This is a genomic window from Methanosarcina sp. UBA289 (genome assembly GCA_002496565.1).
Taxonomy (GTDB): domain Archaea; phylum Halobacteriota; class Methanosarcinia; order Methanosarcinales; family Methanosarcinaceae; genus Methanosarcina.
The window spans coordinates 91207-106886 of the sequence record DAKJ01000004.1 but is presented as its reverse complement, the minus strand read 5'-3'; the positions used below and the strand labels follow the sequence as shown (position 1 = coordinate 106886).

12 protein-coding genes are annotated in these 15680 nt (G+C 42.8%); 10 read left to right on the top strand and 2 right to left on the bottom strand.

Going from position 1 to position 15680, the window contains the following annotated elements:
* Positions 1–20 precede the first annotated feature (20 nt).
* The 6 genes from BP549_RS00970 (at position 21) to leuS (ending at position 10091) form a co-directional block, all read left to right on the top strand.
* Positions 21–2888, top strand: a complete 2868-nt coding sequence (locus BP549_RS00970; RefSeq protein WP_292377465.1) for a M1 family metallopeptidase — start codon at positions 21–23, stop codon at positions 2886–2888.
* 518 nt (positions 2889–3406) lie between these two features.
* Positions 3407–4294: an LppY/LpqO family protein gene (locus BP549_RS00965; RefSeq protein ID WP_292377463.1), complete on the top strand. Its 888-nt coding sequence runs from the start codon at positions 3407–3409 to the stop codon at positions 4292–4294.
* Between the two features lie 416 nt (positions 4295–4710).
* On the top strand, positions 4711–5043 hold the full coding sequence (locus BP549_RS00960; protein WP_292375732.1) for a DUF1622 domain-containing protein: 333 nt from the start codon (positions 4711–4713) through the stop codon (positions 5041–5043).
* Between the two features lie 140 nt (positions 5044–5183).
* Entirely contained in the window at positions 5184–5516 is a 333-nt protein-coding gene (locus tag BP549_RS00955; RefSeq protein ID WP_292375734.1) for a DUF1622 domain-containing protein, read from the top strand.
* A gap of 424 nt (positions 5517–5940) precedes the next feature.
* Complete coding sequence (gene thrC / locus BP549_RS00950; RefSeq protein WP_292375736.1) at positions 5941–7158, top strand: threonine synthase; 1218 nt, start codon at positions 5941–5943, stop codon at positions 7156–7158.
* A 29-nt stretch (positions 7159–7187) separates the two neighbouring features.
* Positions 7188–10091, top strand: a complete 2904-nt coding sequence (gene leuS / locus BP549_RS00945; protein WP_292377461.1) for a leucine--tRNA ligase — start codon at positions 7188–7190, stop codon at positions 10089–10091.
* Positions 10092–10229: 138 nt separating this feature from the next.
* On the opposite strand, the gene BP549_RS00940 is transcribed toward leuS, so the two are convergent.
* Positions 10230–11072 (bottom strand): nitrilase-related carbon-nitrogen hydrolase, encoded by an 843-nt coding sequence (locus BP549_RS00940; RefSeq protein WP_292377459.1) that lies wholly within the window; start codon positions 11070–11072, stop codon positions 10230–10232.
* Between the two features lie 164 nt (positions 11073–11236).
* A complete protein-coding gene (locus BP549_RS00935) occupies positions 11237–11899 on the bottom strand; it encodes a hypothetical protein (protein ID WP_292375742.1) in 663 nt (220 codons plus the stop codon).
* 556 nt (positions 11900–12455) lie between these two features.
* On the opposite strand from BP549_RS00935, the gene BP549_RS00930 reads away from it, so the two are divergent.
* The 4 genes from BP549_RS00930 to BP549_RS00915 all read left to right on the top strand — a co-directional run bounded on the left by BP549_RS00930 (position 12456) and on the right by BP549_RS00915 (position 15659).
* Positions 12456–12953: a pyruvoyl-dependent arginine decarboxylase gene (locus BP549_RS00930; protein ID WP_292377458.1), complete on the top strand. Its 498-nt coding sequence runs from the start codon at positions 12456–12458 to the stop codon at positions 12951–12953.
* A gap of 294 nt (positions 12954–13247) precedes the next feature.
* The gene (locus BP549_RS00925; protein ID WP_292375746.1) at positions 13248–14285 is read left to right on the top strand and encodes a deoxyhypusine synthase; all 1038 of its coding nucleotides are present in this window, start codon (positions 13248–13250) and stop codon (positions 14283–14285) included.
* 64 nt (positions 14286–14349) lie between these two features.
* Positions 14350–14871, top strand: coding sequence for an ArsR family transcriptional regulator (locus tag BP549_RS00920; protein WP_292375747.1), 522 nt, complete (start codon positions 14350–14352; stop codon positions 14869–14871).
* Entirely contained in the window at positions 14871–15659 is a 789-nt protein-coding gene (locus tag BP549_RS00915; RefSeq protein ID WP_292377554.1) for a winged helix-turn-helix transcriptional regulator, read from the top strand. The genes BP549_RS00920 and BP549_RS00915 overlap by 1 nt, the downstream gene beginning before the upstream one ends.
* Positions 15660–15680 lie beyond the last annotated feature (21 nt).

Genomic DNA, 15680 nt, shown 5'->3' with positions numbered 1-15680 from the left:
TTTTATTCGGTGACTCTTTTATGAAGAATAGGCTTTACAAATATTATCCTGAAGATTTCGGGGAACTTACTGTTGACGTTTTGCATATGGATTTGGTGTTTGATGTTTATGATGACAGGACTAATGTGAAGTCCGTACTCAGGGTAAGAACAAAGGATGCCCCTATTGAAAAGCTTGAGTTAAACTGCAGGGATCTTGAGATTCGGGCTGTGAGCTGCATACAGTATGAGGTTTCTTACAGATACCGGAAGGATGATGCGATTCTTGAAATTAATTTTAGAGAAGAAATTCCGCCACATACCGAGGTTGCGGTTATTACGGATACGGTTTGCAGGCCTACTAAAAATATCCTTGAAGGGCTGTACTATGACGAAACGCCGGCGGGAGCTCCCCCTCAGCAGATCACACAGTGCCAGCAGTGGGGGTTCCAGCGAATTGTGCCGTGCATTGACGATATGGCCGCAAAATGCACTTACAGAACTACAATAATTGCGGATTCGCAGTACACGAACCTTATTACAAACGGGGATGTCGTGGTTGAGAGGCACACCGTAAAACCTGGGCGGGACAAAATCGTATATGACAACTCTATCACGCCGATGGCGACCTATCTCTTTTTCCTTGGGGCTGGAACTTATGCGACCTTCAAAAGGGAGTTTGAGTATCCTGATGGAGGCACTTTTATGCTGGAACTGCTCGTGCCGCCAAACTCAGATGCAGCAGCAGCCGAAAAAGCACTTGATATCCTGCACGATGCGGTTATGTGGGTTTACCTTTTTACAGGGCCCGAACAGTTTAATGAGGAGAAGCTATCTGTCAGGAAGGAGCTCTGGGAGCTTGTCCGCATGCGAGAGAAGACGAAACTTGAGGCAAAGCCCGAATCCACACAGGAAGACCTTCAAAAGGTAAGGGACAGGCTTGCCGAGCTTAACAAAACTATCAATCCCGGATACAGGTATACAGGCACCGTCTACAGGGAAATCGGCATGCAGAACTCGGACTTCGGAGGAATGGAAAACGTCGGGAATACCACGATAACCACAAACCGCATAATGCCTTTCCCGCAGATGACGGACCCGGCTTACGAATATATGATCCGGGTCAAGGTACACGAGTACCATCACAACCAAAATGGATCAGAAGTCACCGGAAAAAGCCCGTTTGAGATCTGGCTGAATGAAGCCGTAACCGTGCATGTGGAAGAACAGCATCATGCCTTTCTCTTTGGGGAGGACTATAGTAGGCTCGGCAGAGTGCTTGAGCTGCTTGCTCCGGCTTCGGGAACTTTTGCCCTGGATTCAGGAGCAGCTTCCATGCCGATCATTCCTGACGGCTTCAATGACCCAAATGACCTGATTACCGCAGTCACCTACGTAAAAGCCCCCGAATACGTGCGCATGGTCGAGTCCCTGATAGGAAAGGACACCTTTGTCAAGGGTCTGGATAGATACTTCAAAAGATTCAAACATTCCAACGCAACTACCCAGGACTGGATTGAAGCTATGGAAGAAGAATGCGGACAGCCTTTAAAGGAAATGGCTGAAACATGGCTGAAACAGACAAAGTACCCTGTAGTAGAGGTTTCAGCCGAATACGACAGAGCTGCCAGGAAATTCACATTTTTCCTCAAGCAAAAATACCCAGACGGCGGAAAACCCTGGGAGTTCCCATTCAAGGCAGCCCTTGTTGACGAAAACGGAAATGACCTTGTAGAAATCCTGGAAAGGATTAGCGGGGAAAACTCAGAGATTGTAATCGAAAATGTGGACATGCCAGCCTTCCTATCGCTTAATAGAGGCTATTCTTTCTACGGGAAACTTGTATACAAAGCAAGCCATGACGAGCTCCTGATTCAGGTAAGGAAAGACAGTGATACCATAGGCAGGTTTACAGCTTTCTATACCCTTGTTGACAGGGAAAAGCTAAGGCTCCTTAAAAATCCCGAATCAAAACCCTCTGAAGACTTTATCGAACTGTACTACAGGCTTCTCAATGACCGGCAGCTTCTCGAAAAGGCAGGTGGTCAATTCCTAACCATTTTTGAGTCTGTGGAGGATGAAGAATTTGCTCACAGGTACCAAGCTCTTTATGAAGTAAGACAGAAACTCCTGAAAGCCGTTGCCTGGAAGTATAAAAACTCGGTTATCTCCGCCTACCGTTTCTTTGAAAGTGCCTCTACTCCCAGGGATTCGACTCCTGAAGAGACAGCAAGAATAATCAAGAACAGGCAGGCTAAAAATGTCTGTCTTGGCATCCTTGCAGCCCTTGATACTCCTGACATCCATGTAATGATAAAACAGCAATTTGAGACTGCAACCTGTGCAACGGATCGGCTGAGCGCATTTGCAGCATACCTTAACAGCTCTGCGCCCGATAAAATAGAAGTCTTGAGAGCCTTTGAAGCTGAGTCAAAGAAAAATCTCGTTGCTTGGGAAGCTTTCCTCTCTGTAATAGGAAGTAACAGCAGCATCGACGCAGTGGAACTTGTCAGGGAAATGGAAAGGTCAGATGCTTTCAGGATTGAGCAGACAAATGACCAGCGTGCCCTTTATGGAAGCTTTGCCCGCAACCGGAAAAAGTCACTTCAGACCGAAGAAGGCAGGGCTCTCTTTGCAGAGATACTGAGAAAATTGGCTCCTGTGAACGAGTATAGCACAGTCAATATGCTCAATGCCTTTGCAAACATAGATCAGATGGAGTCAAAGTATCATATACCGCTGGTAAAGATCCTGGCAGACCTTCTCGGAGAACTTGACGCCCAGAAATACCCGAGTGTATATAATAGGATTAGGAAACTCCTGTTAGGAGCGCCGAAAGCTGTCAAAACATACGGTATAGCGCACGGAGAAATTCCGGAACTGAAGCCGGGAAATCCTGAGAGAAAGTAAACTTATACTTTGATCTTTTTTGCTCCGGTGCTATATCGCCGGAACAGAAATTTTTATTGAATTTTTAGTTAGATTTTCCATCTTTTTCTCGCAATTAAGTTGATGTTCAAACATTATTATACAGTTAGGAAGACACAATTTATAGCGCCACGAAGTTAGTTTAGTAAGCTATGATACAGTAGCTTTGTTTTCCTTACTCGAAACTATCAAGTTTTCTCTTTCTATCCAGGTATTTTTATGCGTCCTGATAGACTGAGTTTAGAGAATACTTAATATTTTAGAAAAAATTAGAGAATAATGAGAATAGTATTACTGTAAGCTGACAATTAAGACTTTAAGGTTTCGTTTTTGCGTTCAAATTATTTACATATGTAGTAAAACATGTACAAATATTATTCAGCTCAAATTATATATTTATTATTCACCATATTATGCTTAACTACTCCAGTAGTGTTAAGGGGGTGCATATTGTGCGTGGAAAGACTATTAAATTTGCCAGTTTGTTTATCGTTCTATTAGTGTGTTTGACGATAATCGGAGCAGCGACCACAAAAACTTCTAATAGTGAGAAGGCAAATGCCTCTGAATATTGGAAGCCTGTGGAAAAGGCCATGGGTGAAAAGGGTAAGGTCAGCCCGGACGGTGCCATAAAGTTTACAATACCGATGACTTTAAATGTAACACTTGACGGCATAAAACTGAATCAGGCCTCTGAACGCTCTCACGACTTTGATTTTATGAGAGCTGGAGATCAGGCAATGATGGTCGGTGAAATAGGGGTTACGGAAGAGGAAGTAAAAAACGTATCCGATATGGTTCTTCAGTCAGGATTGCAGGTGACTGCAATACATAATCACCTACTACGAACGTCACCGCATATAATGTGGATACACATATACGGAAATGGCGATCCTGTAGACATGGCTAAAAAGATACGCAATATTACCGATTATGTCAATGGGGGTTCGTCTGCCAGCGATAGTAAGAAGTTCCAAAGTAAGGAAATCAATACCACAGAACTTGATCGGATTATTGGAGACAAAGGTTCGGCTGAGGGAGGAGATTATAACTACGATATACCCAGAACCGATAAAGTGCAGATGAACGGCTATGTGTTGTCTCCGATTATGGATATATCAACAATGATAAACTTCCAGCCTCTTGGCAAGGGTAGCGCGGCAGTTATCGGCGAATTTGTATTGGAAGAAAATGAAGTTGAGCCTGTGGTACGCACACTGGCAGCTAATGGCATTGAAGTTACAGCTCTTCACAGCCACATGATAACCGAGCAGCCACGGCTATTCTACGTACATTGCTGGGCTACAGGAGATGCCACAGAACTTGCAGGTATCATGCGTGAAGCTCTCAACGAAACAAATAGCAAGACAGGAAGCGAGAGTTCTTAAGTTCCTAATTGCCCGTAATACAAAATGTTTAATCGTGGGTGTATAACTAACACCTTCTTTTTATTTTAACCTGAAGATTTCCTGCGTTTTCTGGAGTCTATTATCTATGAGTCTATTATCTACTTTTGAAACTTAATGCCAAAATAAGATTATTTAGGTTGTGAATAGATCGAGAAATCAAAATTGCGCTGCTGTTCCTTTCAATGGTGTACCCATGCAAGCAACTGGTGCTTGACTGAAATAAAACTTTTTTGGGCTAGATGTCTTCGGGATAAAATATATATTAAACAAAGAATATATAATTGGCAAAATAAAAATTGGTGGACGAAATTCTAAAAATTTTTCCATGATGCATTAAAACCTAAGTTTTGAGATCGAGGTCTATTTTGAAGTAGAGTATTTTTGGAAGGGTAAGAATGGTACTTGAACTCACTAATTCGATTCTGGAGATTTTTGTTAGATTCTTCGAGCTTGTGAGTGCACTTCTTGTAGTATACGCAGGATTAAAGGCTGCAATTAAAATCTTACTTTTGGAAGCCTTCAAAAGACCTTACAGATATGAACAAATAAGGAAAGAGTTTACAAATAAAATACTCTTCACTCTAGAACTTTTAATAGTTGGCGATATAATCGTAACGGTAAGAAACCCTACAGTAAATGATCTGCTACTTGTTGGAGCTATTGTAGTGATCAGGACAGTTCTTGGCTATTTTCTGAGTAAAGAAGTTAAAGAGTATCACTTTGACTGAAAGTCAACTAACAGTTTAAGCGAACTCCAGTAAGCTAATTCCAGCAAGTTAATTCCAGCAAGTTAATTCCAGTAAGTTAATTCCAGTAAGCTAATTCCAGTAGTTAATTCCATATGTACTTCCTGGAGAGTGATAAAAGGTTGTTATCTGGATTGTTTGACAATTTCCTGCTCTATTTCGAATGGATTTTCGAAGCAATAGGTACAACTATTATTATTTATGGAGGATTAAGGGCAACAATTCAGATTTTACTTTCTGAGGTATTAAAAAAAACCCAGAACCTTGAAACAATAAGAAAGGAACTTACCAATAGAATACTCTTTGGACTTGAGTTTTATATCGTAGTTGCTATCCTTGGAACCCTGAGAAACCCGACTATACAGGATCTCACAGTACTGGGCACAGTTGTACTGATAAGGACAATTCTTGGTTATTTCCTCAGTAAAGAAGTAAAAGAATATCAGTTTGACTAAAGAAAAGGATTTAATTTCTCCGGGAAATTATAAATGTGTCTTAGCCTGCCTTTTAGTTCTTTGCTAGTGTTAATTTTATACCGTTAATATTAGTTTTGCTTTGACTTATACAGGCTATATGCAGAAGGAACAATAGAGAAAAAGTGAGCTTAAACATACATTTTCTTATTATCAAACCCATAACCCACTTTAAGTTTGATTTTCGATTTTTAAAGATATTTGCTTATAAGAGCAAATAGTGCTCGAAACAGCATAATTTAAAAGTAAGTAGTGTATTAAGGATACAAAATATTATTAAACTCTAATATGATACTAATTCAAAATCCAGATTATCCTGCCTAAACTCGGGCTATCTAACACTAGTCAGGTATGAGTAAAACCTGGAACCCAAAAATTTAAAGTTATCAGAAACAGGAGCAATTTAATGTATCATCTCAAATGTATCGAATGCGGTGCAGAGTATTCCAAAGATGAAGTAATCTATACATGCAGCAAATGTGACGGGCTGCTTGATGTAATCTATGACTATTCCTCAATTAAACTTGACATGGAAAAACTGAAGACCGAATGCCCATCGGTATGGAAGTATGCAAAACTTCTTCCTATAGAAAGAGAACCTGTTACGATTAGGGAAGGCGGAACTCCCCTCTATAAATGCGACCGTCTGGCTGAGAAAATAGGGATTAAAGAGCTCTACGTAAAGCACGAAGGCATGAATCCTACAGGCTCTTTTAAGGATAGGGGAATGACTGTAGGAGTTACAAAGGCGCTTGAGCTTGGTATGAATACCGTGGCATGCGCATCTACGGGAAATACCTCGGCAGCCCTTGCAATCTATGGTGCAAAAGCCGGGATTCCTGTAATTGTACTTTTGCCTGCAGGAAAAGTAGCTCTTGGAAAGGTAGCTCAGGCCCTTATGCACGGGGCAAAGGTTCTTAGCATTCGAGGAAATTTTGACGACGCACTTGAGCTTGTGCGTACCCTCTGTTCCCAGGAGAAAATTTATCTCTTAAACTCGATCAACCCCTACAGGCTTGAAGGCCAGAAGACTATCGGTTTTGAGATTGCAGACCAGCTCGGCTTCAGGGTACCTGACAGAGTTGTCCTGCCAGTAGGAAATGCAGGAAATATTACAGCTATATGGAAGGGCTTCAGGGAGTTTAAGAAGCTCGGCATAACTGATTCGCTTCCGAAAATGACCGGAATCCAGGCTGCAGGCTCCTGCCCCATTGTAAGAGCCATAAAGAACGAGGCGCCGGAAATCACTCCTGAGGAAAACCCCGAAACCGTCGCAACAGCAATCCGGATCGGAAACCCTGTTAATGCGAAAAAGGCCCTGGCTGCAATCAGGGAATCCGGCGGGACTGCAGAATCGGTTACTGACGAAGAAATCCTTGCAGCCCAGAAAGACCTTGCAAGGCTTGAAGGCATAGGTGTCGAACCTGCAAGTGCAGCCTCGGTTGCAGGGCTTAGAAAACTTGTTGATATGGGTGTTATAAGCAGAGATGAAACCGTTGTCTGTATCACTACAGGGCACCTGCTTAAAGACCCGCAGACTGTAATTGACATCTGCGAAGAGCCTATTGTTGTAGATGCCAGTATAGAAGCCATTCGGGAAGCTATCTTTGGAAAAGCGAAATAAAATCTAAAAATCGATGGGCGTGAACACAAATGGAGCAGGATTATAAGCCTCACGAGATCGAAAAGAAATGGCAGAAAAAATGGGATGAGAGCCGAATTTTCCAGGCCGAGCCCGATAAGCGAGAAAAATATTTCATAACCATCCCCTACCCATACCTGAATGGAAACCTGCATGCAGGACATACCCGGACTTTTACCATAGGGGATGTTGTTGCAAGGCACAAACGGATGCTCGGGTACAACGTGCTTTATCCTATGGGCTTTCATGTAACAGGCACACCCATTGTGGGGCTTGCGGAACTAATTGCAAATCGGGACCCTCAGACCATGGACGTTTATGAACGACTTCACGGGATTCCCGGAGATATCCTGCCAACGCTCGATACCCCTGAAAAAATTGTTGATTATTTCAAACTTGAGTCCGAAAAAGCCATGCGCAATATCGGGTACTCCATTGACTGGAGACGAAAATTTACTACGACTGACCCGACGTATAAAAAGTTCATAGAGTGGCAGTATACCCGGCTTGAAGAAAAGGGCCTGATCGTAAAAGGCTCCCATCCGGTAAAATGGTGTCCTAACGACAATAACCCTGTAGAGGATCACGACATCCTGCATGGGGAAGAAGCTACCATTGTCGAATATACGCTGATCAAGTTCCGGTATAAAGACCTGGTCTTACCCTGTGCAACCCTCAGGCCGGAAACGACATACGGAGTGACTAACCTCTGGGTCAACCCTGACGTAACTTATGTAAAAGCAAAGGTCACCCAGGGCGAAAGCGAGGAGTTCTGGGTTGTCAGCAAAGAAGCTTTCCGAAAACTTACTTTTACAGACCGGACAGTCGAGTATGTTGAAGACGTACCTGCAAAATCCATAATAGGAATAAAACTCACAAATCCGGTTACAGGTGACGAAGTTATTTCCCTTCCTGCATCGTTTGTCAGGCCCGAAAATGGAAGTGGAATAGTAATGAGTGTGCCTGCCCACGCACCTTTTGACTACCTTGCCCTTCGCGACCTTTACGATGTTGACCTGAGTGAGTATGGGATAACCGAAGACCTCAGGAAAATCAAATTGATTTCCCTTATCAAGGTGCCTGAATTTGGAGAGTTCCCCGCAAAGGAAATCGTAGAAAGCATGGGGATTACAAGCCAGAAAGACCCGAAAGCCGAGGAAGCCACAAAGATAGTATACAGAAGGGAATTCCACGGGGGGGTCCTTAAGGAGCTTACAGGAAAATACGAAGGACAAGCTGTCTCCAAAATCAAGGATATCCTTACCAGGGACTTCATCAGCTCAAATGCAGGAGAGACCTTTTATGAATTCAGCGAACCTGTAGTTTGCCGCTGCGGCACACCTTGCGTTGTAAATATGGTCAAAGGCCAGTGGTTCCTTAATTATTCAAACCCTGAATGGAAAGCAAAGGTCTATAAATGCCTCAGCCAGATGCGGATTATTCCCGAGGAATACAGGGTCGAGTTTGAAAACAAGGTTGACTGGCTTAAGGATAAAGCCTGTGCCCGCAGGAAAGGCCTTGGAACCCACCTTCCCTTTGATAAGGAATGGCTTATTGAGTCCCTTGGGGATTCGACAATTTACATGAGCTATTATATCATTGCGAAGTTCATCGAAAATGGCAAACTGAAGCTCGAAAATCTTACCCTTTCATTCTTCGACTATGTTCTGCTCGGGAAGGGCGATCTGGCAGCAACCAGTGAGGATACCGGAGTTAGTCCGGAGCTTCTTGAGGAAATCCGCAGGCATTTCAATTACTGGTATCCGGTTGACCTGCGCTCTTCAGGCAAAGACCTCGTCCCGAACCACCTGCTCTTTTTCCTCTTCCACCATGTAGCCCTTTTTGAAGAGGAAAAGTGGCCAAAAGCTCTTGCAGTAAACGGCTTTGTCTCCCTTGAGGGGCAAAAAATGAGTAAGTCCAAAGGTCCCATCCTTACAATGGAAAGTGCAGTCAGCAAATATGGTGCGGATATAACAAGGATGTATATCCTTTCCACAGCCGAGCAGACGCAGGATGCCGATTGGCAGAGGACAGGGATAGAATCGGCCAGAAGGCAGGTGGACAGGTTCTATTCTTTTGCAAAGGATGTTATCGAGAGTGGAAAACGTGCAAACCTGAGCACTGAGCTAAAGCAGATAGACCGCTGGATACTCTCGAGAATACAGAACTACATTCGGGAGACAAATGCAGCCCTTTACTCTATCCAGACAAGGGAAGCAATCCAGAATTCATTCTTCCTGCTGCAAAATGATGTCAAGTGGTACCAGAGAAGGGGAGGAGAGACCATGCTCTACTATGTGCTGGACAACTGGGTCAGGCTTATGGCTCCTTTTACCCCGCATCTCTGTGAGGAAATATGGGATGCAATGGGACATGAGGATCCAATATCCCTTGCGCAATACCCGCTCTATAATGAAGACCTGATAGATGACGGCGCGGAGCTTGCCGAAGAGATGATAAAGGGAACCCTGGAAGATGTTGAGGAGATTATAAGGGTAACAAAGATGACCCCGCAGAAGGTTCATCTCTATACGGCCCCTGCTTGGAAAGCCGAAGCCATTAAGTGCGCCTGCGAGATACAGCTTGAAGGTTCACTCGAAGTAGGCACCCTTATTAAAACACTGATGGCGAACCCTGACCTCAAGCGCTTTGGCAAGGAAATCCCTAAGTTCGTACAGAAGCTCGTGCCGGAGTTCAAAAGCGGGGGCGCAGACAGGTACGAAATCTTTACAGGCCCTGGCATTGATGAACAGACTCTCCTTAAAGAGGCAGTTTCCTTCCTAGAAAAAGAAATCGGCTGCCCGGTTGAAGTCCACAGTGCTGACTCTCCTGCCTATGACCCTGAAAAGAAGTCAAGGTTTGCCGAACCGCTGAGGCCTGCAATCTACATAGAGCAGTCTAAGAAGGAAGAATAAATTACTCAAAAGGCCAGTGCGTCATGTAATTGATCGGCCAATATTATATCGGGGGAACCGGAATGTAACCCCCGAATGCTCTTTTTTCTACGCTTTCAACAATTTCCATGCTTACAGTAAATAGATAAATTACAAAAATTAGTAAAGTTCAGTTCTCCTATCTTCAAAAACAGGAATAGCCTTTCGAATCTGGTCTTTTTCGGACAGGTCAAGGTCGTAAACAATTACACACTCTTTGTTACCTGCATCGGCTTTTACTTCGCCCCAGGCGTCGATTATCATTGAGTTCCCAAAGTAGGTGAGGTCAGGAGCCGAACCCGTGCGGTTACAGGCAATATGCGGGATCTGATTTTCGATTGCTCTTGCCCTTGCCAGGATCTTCCAGTGTTCAGACCTTGGATTGGGGAAAGCAGCTGTAGTTACAAGCAAGTCAGAGCCGGCAAGGGAAAGTTTTCTTGCAACTTCGGGAAAACGGAGCTCATAACAAATCTCAAAACCGATTTTCAGGTTCTGCTTTTTTAGAGTTATGGGTTCGATTGAGCTACCCCTGGAAAAGTACTGGTTCTCAGCCTTAAAGGGGTGAGTTTTTCGGTAACTGCCTGCAAGAGCCCCAGATTCAAAGCAAAAGCCGAGATTATAGTAGAGGATGGATTTACTCGAGTCCGAAAGAGCAGAATAATTAGAATCCGCAGGTTTCCTACTGACAGAAATCTCTTCAGAGGCAACTTTTTCTATTACAGAACCTAGGATGATGCAATCATTGGCTTCGGAAAAACAGGCCAGATTTTCAAGGATAGGGGAGGGAAAGGTTTCTGCTGCATGGTCAAAGTGCTCGTAGCAAAAACCCGTTGAAAAAACTTCGGGAAAAACAATAAGTTCGGCTCCGTTTCTTACGGCTTCGAGAGCCATATAGAGGGCTTTTTCAAGGTTCTTCTGCTTTCTGCAATGTAACACATCCATCTGGATACAGGCAACTTTCATATCATAAACACCAGCCAACCATCAGCAAACGGTTAGAACTATTAAGGTAAGCAAATTTAAAGCAAAAAATTTAAAGAAGTTAACTTGGATAAACGGCTTAAAGAAATGAATCTAAAGGAAGTAAGTTTAAATAGAGAAATCTCAAATTAATTAAATGAAAATTCTTAGGGAAGCAGGGTAGTTTGCTTACTCTTTGCTACCAGGCCCTCGAGGTCAAGCCTGTGTTTTATCAGTCCTGCAAACACTTCATTTGCAAGTCTGGTTACCTCTTCCCTATTTTCCCGCATTTCATACGCAGGGTCATCAGGAGGAATCTCAATCTTTGTAATATCGGCCCTAGCTTTTTTCAAATGTGTATCCTGCACCTCACAAACTATGCCGGGTTTTTCCAGGTACTGCTCAAGGTGTTTTTGAGTAATTCCTATGAGCTTCAACTCCCTGCGGAAACAAGGCCTTTCAAACAATCTGGAAACTACATATACACCCACAGGAATCCTGAAATCCAGATTGATTTTAAGAAGCTGTGCCCTGAGAATAGAATAGAGCTCTTCTGGATCAGAAAGTTCAGGAGACCTGAATTCCTTGTTTTTATCGGACAGAGGCTCTGAAGTTTTTTCGGGCAGGGTATAAATTTTTGAAGGGGGGATTTCGATTTCATCCAGAATTTCAAGATCCCTTAGAGCCCTGAGATAGCCTGTTAGAACCAGGCGGTGTTCATCTATACCTATGGCTTTCAGTTCTCTGGAAAGCCCGCTTATTGAGAGCCGCCTGCCTTCAAGTAGTTCCAGGATTTTAAGGTTGAGTTTTTCTTCCATCTGTACCGACATCACGTTTTATTGTTGTTGATTTATTCTTCAGGACTCAGGCCAGGAAAAAGCCTCGAATTTCAGAGCAACCGGCAAATAAGCCCATATTTTCCCGACTCTTTAAAAAGACCTGGCCATTCTCTAGCTGTAAGAGAAATAAACAAGAAAATTACAGGAAGTAATACACGATGTAACTATCCTGCATAATATAAAGCTTATGAAAGAACCTGTAAGTGAGAAGTATAGGAAATTTAGGAAGACACATCCAAGTTAATATAAAAAAGATTTGTGGAATACTCAAGATAAAATATAGTGAAGATTGAAATAAAGAAAACTCGGAGTCTTGTGGAAAAATATCTAATGTAATAATAGTGCAAAAAACTTTTAATATAGTACAAAGAGCAATTTTCTGGCAAGAAAACACTTGAAATAAAATAATGGATATAATTTTCTTATATTCATTATTAGTTAAATAAATAAGAACTGAGCCTTTTTTTCAGCCGAATTGAAGGGCAATGCTTAAAAATGATAATTGCTATCTGAATTAAGCTTAAATTGATTACACAAGGCTGCAAAAATGATTACGAAATTAATTCCTAGGAAAGTATTCTTTACAAGTGGAGTTGGTACACACTCCGAACATCTAGAATCATTTGAAGTTGCACTCCGAGATGCAGGTATTGAAAAATTTAATCTTGTAACTGTAAGTTCTATCTTGCCTCCTAACTGTGAGATTGTATCCAAAGAAGAAGGTCTCGGAGAGTTAAGTCCTGGAGAAATAGTATTTTGCGTAATGTCCAGGATCTCTTCCAATGAGCCAAGAAGGACACTCAGCGCGTCGGTAGGTTGTGCACTCCCACAAAACATAAACAAGCACGGTTATATATCAGAGTATCATGCCTATGGAGAAACCGCTCAAGAAGTAGGGGAACATTCAGAGAAACTTGCAAGAAGTATGTATAGCACCTGGACAAACGAAGCCCCTCTCAGGACACTCAGTTTTCCCAGTTCATCTTCCGTAAATGAAAACGGAGACTGGATGACCGTGATATCTGTAGCAGTCTTTACTATATGAACATTAACAGTATGCATGAAACAATTTCGATTGTTTACAAACATGAAATAAAAACTGCTTATCATACTGTCAATTTCATATTCTTTGATCTTTATTTAAATCTGGCAAATCTATCTTCTTAAAGAAATTTTATCTCTGTATGATATCGTCAGGGGAAGTGTCCGCATATATTGATATTTAATAAAAAATATATAATTACCTAGCGCTATTTGCATATCTTACCGCCTGTCGCAAATGTCTTCAGGTATTAGGAGTCACGCAAAACTATCATTATCTGCTTATTAGGAGAATGGTATGCATCTTAATGTATTCACAGATAACCCAACAGTTCCGATAGATGTAAAGGATAGGTCTGTAAGCGAATTAATGGATGGAATGCTCAAAACAGGCTTCCAGGGAAGAAAGCTGGCCGAATCCGTCCAAGCCTGGCATAACATGCTTAAAGAAAAGAATATGACTGTGCTTATGGGCTTGTCCGGGGCTATGGTTCCTGCGGGCATGCGCAGGGTTATTTCCTATATGATTCGGGAGAGGATGATAGACTGCCTTGTAAGCACAGGAGCTAATCTTTTCCACGATTCACACGAAGCGCTCGGCAAGAAACACTATGTGGGTTCTCATCTGGCTGACGATGAAAATCTCTTTGAACATGGCGTTGACAGGATTTACGACGTTTTTGCAGTAGAAGAGGAATTTAGGACCACAGATAACCTGATTGCGGATTTTGCAGCCGATATCGGGGAAATTTCCTGTTCCTCAAGGGAGTTCATGCGCCTGCTTGGCAAGGAACTGGTAAAGCGTGGAGCGGCCGAGGATTCTATAGTCGTAAGTGCATACAGGCAAAATGTCCCTATCTTCGTTCCTGCACTTTCGGATAGTTCAATAGGGATCGGACTTACTATTGCAAGAAGAAGAGGATTGAAACTTGAGATTGACCAGATAAAAGACGTTGACGAGGTCACGCAGATTGTGGAAAAATCAGGGAAAACCGGAGTCGTTTACATTGGAGGTGGAGTCCCGAAAAATTTTATCCAGCAGACCGAAGTAATAGCTTCTATTCTTGGAATGCAGATCGGAGGGCATGATTATGCAATTCAGTACACTGCTGATGCTCCTCACTGGGGAGGGCTTTCAGGCTGTACTTTTGACGAAGCTGTTTCCTGGGGAAAAATTGCAGCTCAGGCAAAAAAAGTGCAGGTCTTCGTGGATGCTACTATTGCTCTCCCTATTGTAGCCCATGCACTTCATGAAAAACGCCGCGAATTGAAGCGGAATGCCCCGATTTTTAATTGGGAAGAGCCTGAAGGGCTTGATATTGATTACAGCGAGTAATCAAAATTACGAATAGTTATTATATTTGAAAGCTTATAACGTAAGACGAGAAGGAGAGGAGTATATGGGTAAAAGAACTCGAATAATTAACGATCCTTCCTATTTAGTACCATTACTCAGGACTTTTGGGTCAAGAACTCACAAAAAGATATTTGACGCACTTTCAAACAAATGGATGACCAGAGCAGAAATAGACGAATTCATGGGTACGGACTCATCAAAAAGCCTTCATATCCTGAAAAAAGCCGGACTCCTAGAGAGCCAGTGGAGAGTTCCTGAGGCAGGGCAAAAACCTTCCAAAGAATACCACAGTTCCTATTCCAAGGTTCAGGTTAATTTCCAGTGTTCTTTTGAGGACTTAAGCGATATCATCATGCTGACCTTCAAGCCATATGAGGAGGTCAAAGACGCAATGGAAGAACTGGAAAGGCTGGTAGAAGAAGGCAACACCTCTATGAGCAACCTCACACGGACGCTTAACAAAAACCCATTTTATATTTGTGCTGTGGCTCGCAGATCTGAAAGACTTTCTGTAATGGGACAGAGGTTAAAATTAATTGAAGATGTAGAGGAGAACTACGATTGATGATCAAAATCCTCCAGACTAAAAGCGGAGTAACCAAATTTCAGGTTCTTATCGAAATTGCAGCCCACCAGCCGAATGTAAGACAAAAAGAAATTGCCGAAAAGATTGGAATAACCCCCCAGGCAGTTTCCGAATATATTAAAGAACTTGTAAACGACGGGCTGATAGTTACTGAGGGCCGTGTTCGGTATAGGATTACAAAAGAAGGTGTTGAATGGGTTCTTGAAAATGCCACCGAAATGAAGCAGTACGCCCGCTTTGTCATGGAGGATATAATCAGCCATGTTTCAACCTGGACAGCCATTACAAAAGAGGATGTAAAGGAAGGCCAGCAGGTATACCTAAAAATGGAAAAAGGACTCCTGTATGTGAGCAGCACAGAAAAAACAGGCGCATCAGGCACCGCAATTTCCGACGCAACTGCAGGGGAAGATGTAGGCGTTACAAGCCTGAGAGGCCTGATCGACCTGGAAAATGCTACAATTACTATATGCAAGGTTCCCAGGATTGAGCGTGGAGGATCAAGAAAAGTAGATATTGAACGCTTGAGATCCCTGACAAGCTCAAAACCCTATATTGCAGCTATCGGTGTAGAAGCACTTATCGCCTTGCGTAAGACCGGCATAACCCCGAATGTTATGTTTGGAACCAATGAATCCGTTATTGAGGCTGCATACCATGGTCTATCTTCCCTTGTTGTCTCAGTAGACGAACAGGTTCCTTCCCTGCTTAACAGACTAGAGACCGAAAATCTTGAGTATGAACTCGTAGACCTGACCGTCGAATAATTCATGCTAGCTTTGAATCAA

Coding starts and splice junctions, on each gene's coding strand:
- thrC (WP_292375736.1), top strand. CDS start 5,941: ATGTATCATCTCAAATGTATCGAATGCGGTGCAGAGTATTCCAAAGAT.
- BP549_RS00935 (WP_292375742.1), bottom strand. CDS start 11,899: ATGTCGGTACAGATGGAAGAAAAACTCAACCTTAAAATCCTGGAACTA.
- BP549_RS00940 (WP_292377459.1), bottom strand. CDS start 11,072: ATGAAAGTTGCCTGTATCCAGATGGATGTGTTACATTGCAGAAAGCAG.
- BP549_RS00970 (WP_292377465.1), top strand. CDS start 21: ATGAAGAATAGGCTTTACAAATATTATCCTGAAGATTTCGGGGAACTT.
- BP549_RS00960 (WP_292375732.1), top strand. CDS start 4,711: ATGGTACTTGAACTCACTAATTCGATTCTGGAGATTTTTGTTAGATTC.
- BP549_RS00925 (WP_292375746.1), top strand. CDS start 13,248: ATGCATCTTAATGTATTCACAGATAACCCAACAGTTCCGATAGATGTA.
- BP549_RS00930 (WP_292377458.1), top strand. CDS start 12,456: ATGATTACGAAATTAATTCCTAGGAAAGTATTCTTTACAAGTGGAGTT.
- BP549_RS00920 (WP_292375747.1), top strand. CDS start 14,350: ATGGGTAAAAGAACTCGAATAATTAACGATCCTTCCTATTTAGTACCA.
- BP549_RS00915 (WP_292377554.1), top strand. CDS start 14,871: ATGATCAAAATCCTCCAGACTAAAAGCGGAGTAACCAAATTTCAGGTT.
- leuS (WP_292377461.1), top strand. CDS start 7,188: ATGGAGCAGGATTATAAGCCTCACGAGATCGAAAAGAAATGGCAGAAA.